The sequence below is a fragment of the Dysgonomonadaceae bacterium zrk40 genome (genome assembly GCA_016916535.1).
Lineage (GTDB): Bacteria > Bacteroidota > Bacteroidia > Bacteroidales > Dysgonomonadaceae > Proteiniphilum.
Genome location: CP070276.1, coordinates 465,291 through 481,834, shown reverse-complemented (window position 1 = coordinate 481,834; position 16,544 = coordinate 465,291). Strand labels below are relative to the sequence as shown.

Annotated in this window: 13 protein-coding genes and 1 pseudogene; 4 read left to right on the top strand and 10 right to left on the bottom strand. The window is 51.5% G+C overall.

Annotated elements, in window-relative coordinates:
* Positions 1-51 precede the first annotated feature (51 nt).
* Both ilvN and ilvC read left to right on the top strand, forming a co-directional pair.
* A complete protein-coding gene (ilvN, locus tag JS578_02080) occupies positions 52-615 on the top strand; it encodes an acetolactate synthase small subunit (GenBank protein QRX64070.1) in 564 nt (187 codons plus the stop codon).
* A 161-nt stretch (positions 616-776) separates the two neighbouring features.
* Complete coding sequence (gene ilvC, locus JS578_02075) at positions 777-1,823, top strand: ketol-acid reductoisomerase (GenBank protein ID QRX64069.1); 1,047 nt, start codon at positions 777-779, stop codon at positions 1,821-1,823.
* 99 nt (positions 1,824-1,922) lie between these two features.
* On the opposite strand, the gene pdxA is transcribed toward ilvC, so the two are convergent.
* The 3 genes from pdxA to rlmN all read right to left on the bottom strand — a co-directional run bounded on the left by pdxA (position 1,923) and on the right by rlmN (position 5,160).
* Entirely contained in the window at positions 1,923-3,014 is a 1,092-nt protein-coding gene (gene pdxA / locus JS578_02070) for a 4-hydroxythreonine-4-phosphate dehydrogenase PdxA (GenBank protein ID QRX64068.1), read from the bottom strand.
* 35 nt (positions 3,015-3,049) lie between these two features.
* The gene (locus JS578_02065) at positions 3,050-4,048 is read right to left on the bottom strand and encodes a DUF4837 family protein (GenBank protein QRX64067.1); all 999 of its coding nucleotides are present in this window, start codon (positions 4,046-4,048) and stop codon (positions 3,050-3,052) included.
* Between the two features lie 83 nt (positions 4,049-4,131).
* Positions 4,132-5,160 carry a 23S rRNA (adenine(2503)-C(2))-methyltransferase RlmN gene (rlmN, locus tag JS578_02060; GenBank protein ID QRX64066.1) on the bottom strand — a complete coding sequence of 343 codons (1,029 nt, stop codon included), beginning with the start codon at positions 5,158-5,160 and terminating at the stop codon, positions 4,132-4,134.
* Positions 5,161-5,805: 645 nt separating this feature from the next.
* Between rlmN and JS578_02055 the strand changes: the two are divergent.
* Positions 5,806-6,974: pseudogene (locus JS578_02055) on the top strand (IS4 family transposase).
* 171 nt (positions 6,975-7,145) lie between these two features.
* Positions 7,146-8,024 carry an alpha/beta hydrolase gene (locus JS578_02050; GenBank protein ID QRX64065.1) on the top strand — a complete coding sequence of 293 codons (879 nt, stop codon included), beginning with the start codon at positions 7,146-7,148 and terminating at the stop codon, positions 8,022-8,024.
* Positions 8,025-8,037: 13 nt separating this feature from the next.
* Here JS578_02050 and JS578_02045 read toward each other — a convergent pair whose 3' ends face one another.
* From JS578_02045 to JS578_02015, 7 genes are all read right to left on the bottom strand, one after another.
* Positions 8,038-9,543, bottom strand: coding sequence for a TlpA family protein disulfide reductase (locus tag JS578_02045; GenBank protein QRX64064.1), 1,506 nt, complete (start codon positions 9,541-9,543; stop codon positions 8,038-8,040).
* Positions 9,544-9,839: 296 nt separating this feature from the next.
* Positions 9,840-10,556, bottom strand: coding sequence for a DUF2807 domain-containing protein (locus JS578_02040; GenBank protein ID QRX64063.1), 717 nt, complete (start codon positions 10,554-10,556; stop codon positions 9,840-9,842).
* 56 nt (positions 10,557-10,612) lie between these two features.
* A complete protein-coding gene (locus JS578_02035) occupies positions 10,613-11,926 on the bottom strand; it encodes a TolC family protein (protein ID QRX64062.1) in 1,314 nt (437 codons plus the stop codon).
* Between the two features lie 10 nt (positions 11,927-11,936).
* Complete coding sequence (locus tag JS578_02030; protein QRX64061.1) at positions 11,937-13,037, bottom strand: efflux RND transporter periplasmic adaptor subunit; 1,101 nt, start codon at positions 13,035-13,037, stop codon at positions 11,937-11,939.
* Between the two features lie 33 nt (positions 13,038-13,070).
* Positions 13,071-14,318 (bottom strand): ABC transporter permease, encoded by a 1,248-nt coding sequence (locus JS578_02025; GenBank protein ID QRX64060.1) that lies wholly within the window; start codon positions 14,316-14,318, stop codon positions 13,071-13,073.
* 39 nt (positions 14,319-14,357) lie between these two features.
* Complete coding sequence (locus JS578_02020) at positions 14,358-15,620, bottom strand: ABC transporter permease (GenBank protein QRX64059.1); 1,263 nt, start codon at positions 15,618-15,620, stop codon at positions 14,358-14,360.
* The gene (locus tag JS578_02015; GenBank protein ID QRX64058.1) at positions 15,617-16,339 is read right to left on the bottom strand and encodes an ABC transporter ATP-binding protein; all 723 of its coding nucleotides are present in this window, start codon (positions 16,337-16,339) and stop codon (positions 15,617-15,619) included. The genes JS578_02020 and JS578_02015 overlap by 4 nt, the downstream gene beginning before the upstream one ends.
* Positions 16,340-16,544: the final 205 nt, after the last annotated feature.

Here is a 16,544-nt window from a genome sequence, read left to right as displayed (position 1 = left end):
AGTAATGATATTAAAAACAGGTTTTTGGAATTACTTTTATAAAACAATAAGATGAGCGAAAACAGGACATTATATACCATCACCGTTTTCTCGGAGAACACAGTAGGGGTGCTCAACCAGATCACAACCATCTTCACCCGGAGGCAACTCAACATCGAGACACTGTCGGTTTCTCCCTCGGCCATCAAGGGAATCCACAAGTTCACCATCACCACCTTCTCCGACAACGAGGAGGTGATCAAGAAGCTGATACCGCTGATCGACAAGCGGGTGGACATCCTGAAAGCATACTATAATACCAACGAGGACCTGGTGCACCAGGAGTTGGCGCTCTACAAGCTCTCCACCGAGAAGGTGCTGGAGCATGGCTCCATCGAGTACCTCGTGCGCAAGTACAACGTCCGTATTCTTGAGGTGTCGACCGATTGTGTGGTGTTCCTCAAGGCGGGACACTATGAGGAGACGCAGGGACTCTTTGATGAACTGGCCGACACAATTGGTGTGCTGCAGTTCGTCCGCTCGGGCCGCATCGCCATCACCAAGTCGAAGGTGGAACGGCTCAGCGATATGCTGTCGAAGAGGGAACAGGACAACCAGGATAAGTTGAAAAGTTAGTATGTTCTTAGTTCATGGTTCATGGTTCTTAGTTTGAGGTTCATGGTTCAAGTATGAAACTGACAACTGATCCCTGACAACTGATAAAAAAAATTAACTCGCCAATCCGGAAACTCCCCGGTAAGAGGAGGCCGGTGAGGCACAAAGATCAGATAAATAATATGGCAAAAATGAATTTTGGCGGAGTCGAAGAGAATGTAGTGACCCGCGATGAGTTTCCGTTGAGCAAGGCTCAGCAGGTGATGAAAGATGAGACGATCGCAGTGATCGGTTACGGTGTGCAGGGCCCGGGGCAGTCGCTCAACCTGCGTGACAACGGCTTCAACGTGATCGTGGGGCAACGGAAGAACAGCAAGTCGTGGGACAAGGCAGTGGCCGATGGATGGGTCCCCGGTGAGACGCTCTTCGATATTGAAGAGGCCTGCGAGAAGGGCACCGTGATTCAATACCTGCTTTCTGATGCGGCACAGATTGCGCTCTGGCCCACGGTGAAGAAGCACCTGACGCCCGGCAAGGCACTTTACTTCTCCCACGGCTTCGGAATCACCTACAAGGAGCGTACCGGCATCGTGCCGCCCGCCGATGTGGATGTGATCCTGGTGGCCCCCAAGGGATCGGGCACCAGCCTTCGCCGTATGTTCCTCGAGGGACGTGGCCTCAATTCCAGCTATGCCATCTTCCAGGATGCTACCGGCAAGGCCTACGAACGGGTGGTATCACTCGGAATCGGCGTGGGATCGGGATACCTGTTCGAGACCACCTTCAAGCGGGAGGTCTACTCCGACCTGACCGGTGAACGTGGTACGCTGATGGGTGCCATCCAAGGATTGCTGTTGGCACAGTATGAGGTGCTGCGTGCCAACGGGCACACCCCCTCGGAGGCGTTCAACGAAACGGTAGAGGAGTTGACACAGTCGCTCATGCCGCTCTTCGCCGAGAAGGGAATGGACTGGATGTACGCCAACTGCTCTACTACCGCACAGCGGGGTGCCCTTGACTGGATGGGTCCCTTCCATGATGCTACCAAACCGGTATTCGAGAAGCTCTACAAGGAGGTTGCCAGTGGTAATGAGGCACAGCGCTCCATCGACAGCAACTCACAGAGCGACTATCGCGTGAAGCTGGAAGAAGAATTGAAAGCTCTTCGTGAGAGCGAAATGTGGCAGACCGGCGCCGTGGTGCGTAAGTTGCGGCCGGAGAACAACTGAGCCGAACCTATTCCATCTTAAAAAAAAGAGACGAAGATTTAACGCTTCGTCTCTTTTTTTGTAGCCGGAACTGGAACCTGTTAAAAAATTGATTGTCCCTTACTCCTCTTTCGTCAGGTCTATCTTCTCGTCGTCGCGACCGCGGTCGAAGAACATCTTCTTCAGCGGGTTCTTCCGCGCCTCGTCGTAGAACTGACGGTTGCGATAGATGTCGATGGCCATGTAGATAGCCTGGCGGAACGACTCCTCCGAGGCCTGGTTCTTGCCGGCAATGTCGTACGCGGTGCCATGATCGGGTGAGGTGCGCACGATGGGGAGGCCCGCGGTGAAGTTGACACCCCCCTCCATGGCGAGTGTCTTGAAGGGTATCAGCCCCTGGTCGTGGTACATCGCCAGGATGGCATCGAACTGCTTGAAGCGTCCCGAACCGAAGAAGCCGTCGGCAGGGTAGGGGCCGCCACAGAGAATCCACTGGTCCTGCGCCTCCTTCACCGCCGGGGCGATGATCTCCAGCTCCTCTTTACCCAGCAGCCCGTTCTCACCGGCATGGGGGTTGAGGCCCAGCACAGCGATGCGGGGCAGCTCTATGAGGTAGTCGCGCTTCAGGGTGTGATCGAGCGCCTTCAGCTGCTCCAGGATCCCCTCCTTGGTGAGACGCCCGGGCACCTCCGAGAGGGGGAGGTGGGTGGTCACCAGTGCAACCTTCATCATCTCCGATGCCAGGATCATCATCGCCTTCTCACCCTTTTTGGCAAAGCGTTCTTCCAGGAACTCGGTATGTCCGGGGAAGCGGAACTGATCGTTCTGGATGGTATCCTTGTTGATGGGCAGGGTGACCAGCAGGTCTATCTTACCCTCCTCCAGGTCGCGTGTGGCCTGGTCGAGCGCGATGTAGGCCGACTCTCCCGCCTCGGCTGTTGCCGTGCCCAACTCGATGCGGATCTCCTCCTTCACGCAGTTCACCAGGTTCACCTTTCCCTCCTGAGCCTCTTCGGCACGGGAGATGATGTGGAAGTTGACCGCTTCGCCGTCGAACGCCTTGCGGTGCCATGATGCCGACCGGGAGGATCCGTAGATCACCGGCTGACAGAGTTCGAGCATCCGTGCGTCGGAGAAGGTCTTCAACAGGATCTCGTATCCAATACCATTGACATCACCATGGGTGATGCCCACTTTCAAACTATCTGACATGTATATCTTTTTATCCTACGTGTAAAAAAATGATGCTACGAGACGATCTCCACACCCTCGTGCTGCGGAAGGCTGATGGTGTAGAAGGTAGCCTCCAGGTTGCGCATCAGGTTGCGCTTGTTGCTCTCCGGAGCATAGACATATGTCTCTACCACCACCACCATCCCGGTGTTGTCGTTCACGAACGCCTGCATCACGAAGGGGCCTCCCATCATGTCGGTGGTCATCTCCCAGAGGCCGCGCAGCTCGGCACGGAAGATGCCATCCACCTCAATGCGGCGGTAGTCGGGTGGGTAGATCGCGGCGGTGGTCATCTTGGAGTCGAAGGAGCCCTTGATGTACTCTCCCAGCGTGCGGTTGCGGATGGCGATCAGCGAGTCCTTCTCGAAGACGGTTTCGGTGGTGTAGGGGAACTGGTAGATGACGACATCCTTGCGGCCCTGTGGCGCGTTGTTGGTGGCCCAGTAGAAGTTGGGGTGCTCGGTCACGTTGGTCAGTCCCTTGGGAAGATGGATGTTGATGCCGAACATCTGTTGTGCACGCGAGAGCGGCTCGGAGATCTGCTGTTTCAGAAACTTGCCGTTGCGTTCCAGCTCCTTGGTGACGAAATAGTCGATGATGCTCTGGCTGTTCTCGGTGACGAAGGCGGCGAAGGCGGCGGTGTCAGGCGACTGGATTGTCATGATCACCTGGCCGGTGGCATACTTGTCGATGTCGGCCGTGAACTTGGAGCTGCTGTAGATGTTGGAGATGTCGGGGGTGATCACGTTGCGCGCCATGCGAATGGTGCGGGTGAAGTTCTCCGGAGCAATCTGAATGATGTTGAAGTTGGCTTCCGGTTGCGGCAGTCCCTTCGCGTTGCTGTTGAGCACGTCGAAGAGCGCGCTGCCGGCCTCCCCTTCCCACAAGGTGTCATCCATCACCACCAGCACCTCGTTGGCCGATCCGGATGCGTTCATGAAACTGCCTGCCGTGTCACACGATGACAGGAGCAGGGATGTGATGAAACTGAGGGCAATAACTACATGTTTCATAAGTTTTCTATTTTTAGGAGTCGTGCGGTGGCACATTCATCAAGCAAATATACAATTATTTGGGTGGAAATGAAATGTTAGCATCAGCTTTTTCCGATTTTAGCGGTGGAGAGCATGCCGCAGGCGGCGAAGATGTCCTCACCCCTGGATGCACGAATGGTGCTGATGAACCCCTTGGCGGTGAGGAAATCGCGGAACTTAATCATGTTCTGTTCGGTGGAAGGCTTCAGGTTGCTCATCGGGATCACGTGGAAGCGGATCAGATTGATGCGGCAGTCGAGGCCGGCCAGCAGCTTGGTCAGCTCGCGCGCGTAGAGCAGTGTGTCGTTGACCCCGTCGAACATGATGTACTCAAACGAGAGTCGGCGCTGGTGGCTCCAGTCGTGCTCGCGCAGGAGGCTGATCACCGAGGCGGCTGGAGCCGTCCGCTCGATTGGCATGATGGCCTGTCGCTCTTCCGGGATCGGGTTGTGGAGGCTGACGGCCAGGTGGCACTTGCTCTCCTCGAGGAACCGTTTCAGGTTGGCGGTGAGGCCGATGGTGGAAAGGGTGATCCGCTTGGGGCTCCATGCCAGGCCATAGTCGGCCATCAGCAGCTCCGAAGCCTTCTTTACCTGTTTCCAGTTGTCGAGTGGCTCTCCCATGCCCATGAAGACCAGGTTGGTGATCTGCTCCGAGTCGGGTACCGAGTAGACCTGGTTGAGAATCTCCCCGGCGGTGAGGTTGTCGTGGAAGCCCTGCTTGCCGGTCATGCAGAAGTCGCAGTTCATGCGGCAGCCCACCTGTGAGGAGACGCAGATGGTGAGGCGGTCGTCCTCGGGGATGGTGACCGTCTCGATGAACTTGCCACCGGCAGTTTTGAACAACATCTTGCGGGTGCCGTCGACCGATGTCTTGATGTCGAGCGGCTCCGAGCGGCCCACATCGAACCTCTCGGTCAGCAGTTCCCTGTTTTTCAGGGATATGTTTGTCATCTCGTCAATGGTCTTCACCCGTTTCAGGTAAACCCAGTCGGCAATCTGTTTGGCGGTAAACTTGGGAAGATTCAGTTCCGTGACGCTTTCGGTGATTTCGGCGAGCGTCATGCCGAGCAGGGTCTGTTTTGGCTCCATTTGCTGTAATTGTAATTGATGGTGCAAAGATACGGAGTATTTGGTAAAATGAAGCATCGTAATGTAAAAGAGTAAAATAGTTTCATTGCCATCACAATCGCAATGATTCTTCAGGGATTCACGAGCATCTTCAACTCCTCTTTTCCGATTGATTTTGACCTAAACTGAGTCTGATATAACTCTGATCTGGGTCTAAGCTATTAGAACCATATTAGAACCATATTAGAACGAGATTAGAACGAGATTAGAACCTGTTCCGAGGAAGACCTTCATCATTATCATCTTCATCATCCTTGGTGGGGGCACCAAGGATAATTTTGAAGTTCATGAAATATAGCCAGGCGAACTACCAGATTCTGTCCCTTAAAAAATAATGAACAAACAGATGCTGTCTAGTTTCCTGAAAATTATAGAAACTATGAACATGCTTGATGACCAACTCCCGACGTCTTTCATTGTTTAACATCACTAGTGTCCGGTTAAGGACAAGTTAATTGCTTGTATAATGTTTATCATTGCTGTCCGGAGAAAAATTCTCAGACATGGTTTATTAATTTAAATTTCAATATATTACAAGGATAAAATTTTTTTTCGATTAGAAATCATAGTTTTGTGAATCGGCATTTGAGCCACATTCTGCAGGCTATGAATAAAGGAAAAACAATCTTTGCACAAATTATGTCTCTTGTTAATGAATATGAGTTTGAGAAATGTGTCGACCACTACAAGGGCGACAGACACTCTATAAAGTTCAAATGCCGTGATCAGTTCATGGTGATGAGCTTTGCCCAGTTCACCGACCGTTCCGGCCTGAGAGACATTGAAATAACCCTCAACCTCTGCACTCAGGACCTCTACAGATCTGGGCTCAAGGCAATGCCCAGGTCCACGCTTGCAGAAGCTAATGAGAAGAAGAATTGGCATATTTATCAGGACTTTGCTCAAGTTTTGATACGTGAGGCAAAGAAACTTTATGCCAACCAGAAGCTTCGTGTCGATCTTGACGAGATGGTTTATGCCTTTGACAGCAGTACCATCGAATTGTGTCTCAAACTTTGCCCATGGGCCACTTTCCATCATGGTAGAGGTGCGTTCAAAATGCATACGCTGATGGATCTCAGAGGCTCTATTCCGACATTCGTCCGTCTTACTGACGGTCGGGTTCACGATTCGAAGATCATGGACAAAATCCCCGTAGAGCCTAACGCGTTCTACCTGATGGACAAAGGATATGTGAAGTTTGATGCACTTTACAAGCACTTTCATCTCAAGAATGCCTACTTTGTCACCAGGGCAAAAGACAACATGGTATATGAGATCCTTGGACGTAGGAAAGTTGACCCGGATGCAGGCCTGATCTCTGATCAAACGATACGACTGACGGCCGTAAAGACCTCCAGCAAGTACCCCGACACTCTCAGGCTCGTCATATATGAAGATTCAGCACCGGTGTCGTATATAGATTCTTGTCTAACAACTTCCAGCTGGAGGCACTGACAATCGCCGATCTGTATAGGGAAAGATGGCAAATTGAACTGTTTTTCAAATGGATAAAGCAGCACCTCCATGTTAAAATCTTCTATGGTACCTCTATGAATGCAGTTTTCACACAGATATGGATTGCCATATGTGATTATCTTTTGCTTATCATAGCAAAGAAGCGATTTATGTTGGAACCAAGTCTTCATACAATCTCAAACTCTATCGGACAGATCCTCTTCAAAAGAGGAAATATCCGTGATATATTCAATCAACCTACGCTCTGTGTTAATGCTCCGGAGGCAGAGCACGTTGATCAACTTTCATTATGGTAAAATTTCTCCGGACAGTTATGTAATAACTCCATATTGTCAGTTTGATACGAAGGGTGAGGCTTCTACGAGCTAGATGAAGGGATGGCAAATCATCAATGTATACGTGAATGGTTAAAAGTATTATATTTGTACCCGATACTCACTCAATCGTTGGGTGGAAATTTTGAAATTATGCGACATATTGCTTTACTTCTTTTCTTTTTGCTTTCAACCCTGGTAGTTCAATCGCAGGAACAGCCTGTGTTACTGTTCCCCAATGGTGCTCCCGGTGAAACGGTGAAGTTGAAACAGCTGGACGACCTGAGCGGCAAGAAGGTTGCCGGCTGTCCGGTGCTGCGCATCAGCAATGTGGATGAACCAACCCTTACGTTCTATCCGGCACCCGCCGACAGGAATAGTGGTGTGACGATTGTTGTGAACCCTGGTGGGGCATACAATATTCTTGCTTACAATCTGGAAGGGTCTGAGATATGCAAACGATTCAATAGCTTCGGCATCAACTGTGTGCTGGTGAAATACCGTGTGCCGCGTCGTGAGGGGTTGGAGAAACATGCCGCTCCTTTGCAGGACCTGCAGCGAGCCATCGCCTACACCCGTGCACATGCTGAGGAGTGGGGGATTGATGCAAACAGGATTGGCGTAATGGGCTTTTCGGCGGGTGCACACCTCTCCGCCGTGGCCAGCACGAACTATACAGAGCGCACCTATCCCAAAGTGGATGCCTTTGACGAGGTCAGTCTCCGTCCCGACTTCACCATCTTGGTCTACCCGGCCTATCTCTCCGGTGAACATTTCTCAATCGCCCCCGAGCTGAAAGTTGATGCCAATACACCTCCTACCATTCTGATCCAGACGCAGGACGATAAGAATTATATCAACAGTAGCCTGTTTTATTATTACGCCCTCAAAGAGGCAAACGTACCAGCCGCGCTGCACCTCTATCCCTCCGGTGGGCATGGTTACGGGTTGCGCAACACCGGCCACACAGTGAACGAGTGGCCCTTCAGGGTGCTCTCCTGGCTGCGCGATATCGAGATGATGAAAGAATAAGCTTTAAAAGAAATCAATCAGTTAATAATTTCTGAATCGATTCTTTTGTGGAGGAACTGCCCGGACTTAGATGGAGACCAAAATCCACCATTACGCCTTTTTGATCGAATAGAAGATAATAAGGAATACTGCTTCTTGTGTTAAAGCGCTTCATGATGTCTTGCCATTCCTTATCGGTCAGGGCTACATGAACACCCGGAAGATGGAGACTTGCTATTTTTCTTTTTGCCTGTTCCTGCTCACCGTCCAGCCACAAGTAGACAAACGTAACCGGTTTATCGGCCAGCTCCTCGTGAAGCAATTTGCTGTATGGCATTTGTTTCATGCAGGGTCCACACCATGTTGCCCCGATATCCACGTAGACCACTTTTCCAGGATTGGAGTCGAGAATGTGTTTCACGATGTTGGATGAATCGGTTACCTGCGAACCGGATCCGCTCAGTTCAACGGCATTATTCCCTAAAACGGCATCTGAATAAATACGCGGATTGGCATTGAATGCCTTCACCTGATTGTATTGGTTATTAAGCGTAGTGCGCAGAAACCTGTCGGTTATCATTTCGTTGATCATGACCCGGTTGCTGTCGATCCATTCTGTCTTATGGGCTTGCAGGTACATGGCATTCAAAAAATCTGCAAATGCAAATTGCGACAGATAGTTGTTTTTCGAACTTGATTTGAGTTTCTCCAGTATTTTATTCCACACTGTCACATCGTCTTTTTTACCAAAGAATTCAGGATGATAATCTTCTACAATGTATCTCGAAAACATGTTTACCGTTTTAAAATAGCTCCCCATCAACATCGTATTATCCACTTCTTTTTCAAACTCAGTCACAAAATCGTAATATATTTCCCGATCATAGTCCGTCAGTTCTTCTTTTGATCGAATTGTATGTTGATAGGGAAATAAGAACAACGAGTAGTAATAATCCAGAGCAACCTGTTTTTTCGCCCATTTGTGAAACGTTTGCGATGTGTTGTGTTCCTGTTCAAACGTGGCAAGTTTATAAAGAGTTTCATCGTATTGCTTTTTCGCGTCTGTCCTGAAATCAGTAAATGATAATTCATACGGTTGATTGTATCGACCCAGGTACTGGTTCATGAATGCGTTGATGTGTCTGTTCAACCCGGCGTTTGTTCCTCTGAAAACGGTATTGGTGATGTTGCGGAAATCTTTTTCAATATACAAGCTGTCGCCCGGAGCGATCATGATACGATCTTCGACCGGAACAAATGATATTTCGCGTGTGGTGATAGGGTAAATTTCAAAGCGAAACATTCCATCTTTGGCAAGAGATGAAGAGTGTTTTGTTTCGTTCCCATAAAAATCGAGAAGTGATATTTCCAGCCACTTCACGTGCGGATATACATCAAGGTTGCTTATTTTACCGGTAATAATGGCTTTTTCACCCTGATCCAATTCCACACCGGTAAACATTGGCGGGTTTTTGGATTCTTCCTGTAGTTGGCAGGCAGTCAGAATGAGAATCAGTGAGAGTATTGCAGCTTTTGTCATAATCAGGTAATAATTTTTGACATTAACATATGCAAGTATACACTTTTATTTCAAATATCAACTCCTTTGGATATAAATTATGATGAATAAAATAAAAAGCAGGGAGACAAGACCTATTGGGTATCAATTGGCTTTTCACTAAACCGGGTAATTCCAATAGGAATTATTCGTTTCATATTTTATGATATCAGAACATAATCAAGGAAATTTTAAAATAAAAACGGAGACTTTCGCAAGCCCCCGGTTTCGGATTTATGTAAATTAGAAGTAGAGTAATTTATTTTTATGTGTGGCGATCACTCTCCTGGCCGTATTTTGCCGACCCCGTCCTTGATGAGGTCTGTTTTCAACGGCTTGCCGTAGTAGTGTACATTGCCTACCCCCTGCGAGCGTATGCTCAGGAAGTCGGATGCGTAGCAGCTCACGTTGCCCACCCCCTGCGAGGAAACTACCGCCTCGGGTGCTAGCAGCATCCGGGCATCTACGTTGCCCACGCCCTGGGAGTTGATCTCCACCTTGCCGGCCTTGCCGCCTACAATGGTGTTGCCCACACCCTCGGAGCTGATCTTCACAAATTCACACTCCAGGTTGTTAGCGGTGAGGTTGCCCACCCCCTCGCTGTTAATCACCAGTTGCGGGGTATTGAAGACCCCTTCGATGGTGATGTTGCCTACCCCTTCAAAGTCGATCTCCGAAAGGGTGGGGGTAGCGATCCGGATTGTCAGCTTACTGGCATTCTTGCCGAATCGTTTCCAGAATCGTTCATCCTCCATGTCGAGGATGAGCCGTTCGCCTTCCATTCTAATCTCCAGCCGTTCAAGCAACTCTTCGTTCCCTTCGGCGGTGACATTTGTCACGGGCGACTGGGTAATGAAGACATTGGCCACCACCGAGGCCTCTATCGCGGTGAAGTCGCTCACCTCAAAGGCATCTTTCGCGGTACGTGTCTGGGCACAGGAGGTGCCGTTCATTGACAGGAACATTGTCAGGATTGCAAGAAATGTTGTTTTCATCTGCTTTTTAATTTTTTCTGTTGGACAGTAACTGAACCAAAATGGTTACGGTAACATCAATCTTTTAACAGTTCCAGGATCTTCAACCGGAACGCATACTCATACTTGGCCTGTGCCTCTTCGCCCAGGGCTTGTGTCTGGTTGTTTTTGGCCAGCGTCAGCTCATAGGTGTTGGCACGGCCACTCTCATGCTTCTCTTCGGCAAAGCGATAGGCTTCGTTACTGGCCTCAACCGATTTTTTGGCGGCATCCCAACGGCTTTTGGCTCCCACAGCATTGTAATAGGCCTGTTCGATCTGCTTGCGTAGCTCCAGCTTTGTCTTGTCCATCTCCAGGCGTGTATTGGCAATAGCCAGATCGGCACTGTGGATGTTGTTCCTGACCTGAAACTTGTTGAATATGGGAATCCGCAGGTTGAAGCCGAGCGAATTGCTCATGTTGTTGCGCAGCTGCGTGCTGAAGGCATCGTTGTTGCGTCCGCTCATGTTGTAATAACCGGTTCCCATGTTGGCGCCAAAAGAGAGGGTGGGGAAGTACTGCGACCGGGCCATCAGCTTTTCTTTTTCGCTGCTTTCAATACGGTACTGCATGCTCCGTATGATGGGGCGGTTCTGTAGTGCACTCTCATAGACCGCTTCGGAGGCAAGCAAGGTGGATTCGCTGATAAGCGACTCGGCGGGCGGGGCTGTCACATCGAAATCATCGAACGTTTCCAGCTCCATGATCTGTGCCAGATCGAGCAGTGCCAGTTTAAGATTGCTGGCCGCCTGTACTATGTTGAGTTCCTCCCTTGCTAGTTGTGCTTCCTGTTCCAACAGCTCGCCCCGTGCCATCTTGCCACTGTTCACCAGCTCCTGGCGGCGGGTGATGTCGGCCTGTGTGGTCTCCAACTGATTCTCGGCGATGCGGAGCAGCTCCTTGTTGAGGAGGGCCTGCAGGAAGGCAGTGGAGACGCTCATCACGATGTCGTCCTGCATCTTTTCCAGGTCCGCCTCGGAGGCATACATCTCAGCCTTACGGGCGTCGATGTTGTGCTTCATGCGTAACCCGTCGAAGAGGGTGATGTTCGCACCCAGGCTGAAGCTTGTCTGTGATGAATTGATGTTCTGGTAGACATTGTCGAGACCGATGGAGCGGCCAAAGACGAAGTTCTGTCCCGCAGAGGCATTGAGGTTCGGTAACAGGTCGGCACGCGCCTGGCTGTAAGCGATCTCACGCTGCTGGCGGTTCAGCTCCTGCTGTTTGATGTTGCGGTTGTTCTCAAGTGCTGTCTCGATGCATTCCATCAGCGTGTAACGCTTCTGTGCGGCGAGGGGAGCGATGGATCCGATGAGCAGCAGGGCTAGGATGATTGTTTGTCTGATCTGCATGATCTCTGGTTTATTTTTGTTCGATGATCTCGCTGCCACGCACCTTGTCGTTCTCATTCAATCCCTCTTTCACCTCGATGTGGATGCCGTCGGAGAGACCGATCTCTATCTGTTTCCGCTCAAAGGCTTGAGGTTTCTCGCTTGTCAACAGGTGGACGAAGGTGGAGTCGCCGCTGAATTCCACGGCACTCTCGGCGATGGTGATCACTTGTGAGCGCTTGTCGAGGATGATGTCGGCGTTGGCACTGTAGCCGGCGCGGATGAAGATGCTGTCGGGCAGCTTCAGGGCGGCTTTCATTTCGAAGAGGATGGCACCGCTCTCCTCCACGCCCTTGGGCGATACATATTCGAGCGTGGCGGGTATCTTCAGGTCCTGTATGGCGCCGATGGTGATCTCCATGGGCATGCCGGTGACGAGTTTCCCCACTTCGGTTTCATCGATCTTACCTACGAAGAGCATGTCGCTCAGGTTGGCCACAGAGGCCACAGTGGTGCCATCGTTGAAGTTGTTGGACTGGATCACCGAGTTGCCCGCCTTGACCGGCACGTCGAGGATGGTACCGCTCACGGTGGAGCGCACCAGCGTGTTGCTGGTCTTGGCCGAGCTCTGGGTGATACCGGTGCGGACAAGGCTCAGGTTGTCGTTGGCTGCGCGCAGCTCCTCCTGATCGTTCTTGTATTGCAGCTCTACCTTCTCGAACTCCTCGCGTGAGATCACCTCGTTGTCGTAGAGCTTCCTGTCGCGCTCATAGTTGGCCTTGCTCTGGTCGGCAGCCAGCTGTGCCCGCTGCACACGCGACTCGGCGCTGCTCAGGTTCACCATGTCGGGTACTACCTGGATGCGGGCGATGATGTCGCCGGCCTGCACCTTCTCACCAGCCTCTTTGAACACTTCGGCAATGATGCCCGACATCTGGGGCTTGATGAGGATCTCGTTGCGCGGCTCCACCTTGCCGGTGGCCACCGTCCGCTTCTCCACATCGCCCTTTACGGCGGTCTCGATGTTGTAGTTCACTGTCTTAGGGCGTGATTTCTGCCAGAGAAAGACAAAGGTGGAGAGGACCAGCAATCCCAACAGTACAAAACCTGCAATTCTCAAAATTCGTTTCATGTAATTATTATTTAGTTATCAGTTGTCAGTTATTTATTCTTCGCTGATGGCCTCTACCGGCTTGATCAGCATGGCACGCTGTGCGGGCAGATAGCCGGCAAAGGTGCCTATGATCACCAGGATGATGAGCGATGCGATTGCCATGCCGAACGAGATCTGCGGGTCCTTGAAGAACTGGTCGCCCTGGCTCAGCACGATGCCTACGGCACGCAGCAGTCCCACTCCGATCACGATGCCGCTCAGGCCGGCCACCAGGGTGAGCACGATGCTCTCGCTGAGGATCTGGCCGATGATGTTGAGGGGGGTGGCCCCCATGGCACGGCGGATGCCGATCTCACGGGTTCGTTCCCGCACGGTGACAAGCATGATGTTGCTCACACCGATGGCTCCGGCAAAGAGGGTACCCAGTCCCACGATCCATATCAAGGCGGCAATGCCGATGCCCAGGTTGTTAAACATCTTGAACTGCTCCTCGATGTTCATCGTCCATACCGCTTCCTTGTCGTCCGGTGCAATCTGATGTTGCTGTTTCAGCACCTCCGAGATCTTCTCCTGTATCACCTTCACCGAGATTCCCTTCTTCGCGGTGGCGGCGAGGAAGTGGATGATGTTGCCCTGGTTGAATGCCTGCTGCATGGTGGAGAAGGGGAGCACCACCGTCTCTGCCGTCTGTCCGCCGATGCTGACACCGGAGGTGCTGCGGGCCACACCAATCACCTGGAAATGGATGCCATTCACGCGGATCAGCTTCCCGGTGGGATCATCTCCTTCCTGGAAGAGCACCTCGTAGACACGCTCCCCGATGACGCATACTTTTCGTTTCTGGGCGATGTCGATGTCGTTGACATAACGGCCGTAGATCATCTTGCTCTTCTCGATCATGTCGTAGTCGGGATAGCAGCCCTTCACCAGGTAGGATCCGTTCTTCTCACCCCTCACCACATTTTTGTCCTGACCCCAGGCAAAGAGTACGGGTGAGATGTATTGCAGCTCCGGCACCTTTTCCCGGATCACCGGAAGGTCGCTGTTGGTCATGTTCCATCTTCTTCCCTTTCGGAACCCTTTGTAGGGCAGGGAGGTCTGCTGCGATTCGAAAAAGCAGGAGTTGGTGGCAAACCCTTCGATCTGGGAGGTCATCCCTTTCTCCAGGGCATTGCCGGCTCCTACCATCAGCACCAGCATCAGCATCCCCCAGAAGACGCCAAAGGCGGTGAGCACACTACGCGATTTGTTGTGCGTAATGGTGATCCATATCTCTTGCCATCTGTCTATGTCGAACATATTGTCAGTTATCAGTTGTCAGTTATCAGTTGTTTGTTTTTATTCCTGCCTCATCGCTTCGATGGGCTGCACGCGCACAGCCTTGCGGGCGGGCAGGTATCCGGCCACGACACCGGCGATGATCAGCACCACCGTGGCGAAGAGGGCATAGCCGATGTCTACTGTGGGGTTGGTGAAGACCGACATTTGAGGCTCGTCGCTCGCCGCAGCAGCGTTGGCCGACTGCATCATCACGAAGTTGATCAGTTCGGTGAGCCCTATGCCCAGCATCATGCCGATGTATCCGAAGAGGGTGGTGATGAAGATCGACTCCATGATGATGGTTCTCAGGATGGCCATGGGTGTGGCGCCGATTGCCTTGCGGATGCCGATCTCACGGGTGCGCTCCTTGACCGACACCAGCATGATGTTGCTCACCCCCACGATGCCGGCGATCAGGGTGAGGATACCAATGATGCCGACGAAGAAGGTGATGCCGCCGAAGATCTTCATGGTCTCCACGTACTCCTTTTGTGCGTTGTTGACCCAGAGTGCTTGATCGTCCTTGGGGTCGAAATCGAGTTGCCGCCCCATCAGCTCCCTGAGTGATTCATTGAACCGGTCGTTTTCTGCTTCTGTGTGCAACCCCTCCACGGTGAAGGTGATCTGGTAGAACTTGCGGTTGGGGTTGAAGACGGTCTGTGCCGTGGTGAAAGGGATGTAGGCGTTGGAACCGCCCCACTGTTCCTTCTTGCTGTTGACACCCACCACTTTGAACATCAGTTGCCCCACTTTCACCTGTTTGCCCAGGGGGGATTCATCTTTGAAAAGCAGGTCGGCAATCTTCTTATCGAGAACGATCACCTTGTTCCGTTCGCGCATGTCGAGCTGGTTGATGAAACGACCTTCGCCGTTGCCAATGATCAGCTTCTCGATGTTGTAATAACCGGGCATCACACCCTGTACGCTGTAAGAGCCATACTCCTTGCCGTAGGCGATGTTCTGGGTGCTGTTGATGCGGGCGGTGATGGTGCGGCTCTCTTCCACCTCCTTACGAATCAGCTCCACCTCGCTCTCGGTGAAGCTGAGGTTGCGTTCCGTTTTGAGTCCCTGGTAGGGTATGGAGGTGGTGCCGGTCCATAGGTTGATGCGGTTGACCGCACGGGAGCTGAAGTTTTGCATCACCCCGTTCTTCAATCCGTTGCCGGCACCCAGCAGCACGATCAGGATGAAGATGCCCCACGATACGGAGAGCCCGGTGAGGGCGGTCCGCATCTTGTTTTTCTTCAGCGTATCGAGGATCTCCTGAATGTGGTCGTTCATAACGATGAGTAATTGAGGGAGGGGATTGTTTCGTGAATGCCGTTTTCCTTGCGGGTCTCAAATTCAATCATCCCGTCCTTGAGGTGGATGATGCGCCGGGTGGCTTCGGCCACCGAACGTTCGTGCGTGACGATGATGGTGGTGATGCCCTCATTGTTGAGATTGGTGAGCACCTCCATCACCTCTTCCGTGGTCTTGCTGTCGAGGGCGCCGGTGGGTTCATCGGCCAGGATCACCTTGGGATTGGAGATCATGGCACGGGCTATGGCTACGCGTTGTTTCTGACCACCCGACATCTCATTGGGCAGGTGATGCGCCCATTCCTTCAGCCCCATGCGGTCGAGATGCTCCATGGCAATGATGTTGCGTTTTTTACGGCTCACCTTCTTGTAATAGAGGGGCAACGCTACATTCTCCAGTGCATTCTTGAAGTTGATCAGGTTGAACGACTGGAATACGAAGCCGATCATTTCGTTGCGATATTGTGCCGCTTGCCGTTCGCTCAGGTTCCTGATCAGTGATCCATTGAGGTGGTAGTCCCCAGCATCGTAGGTGTCAAGAATACCCAGTATGTTAAGCAGGGTGGATTTGCCGGAACCGGATGCCCCCATGATGGATACATACTCCCCGGCCTCGATGCTCAGATCAATGCCTTTCAGAACATGCAGGGAAAGTGCTTCGGTGTGGTAGGATTTGTGCAATTTACGGATGTCGATCATCTTCTCGATTGTTTGTGATTCATCTTAGACTAGTTGTAGAGAGGAATCGTTACAGAATTTACGCTTTTTCTTTGTTGAATGAAAAGAACGGTGCAAATATATGTCTAAACATTGTACTATGCAATACATAATACTACCTGATAATATAATATTAACATAGATTAACCATATTGTTCATTATATGGCTCTATTCAAAGATGCCATT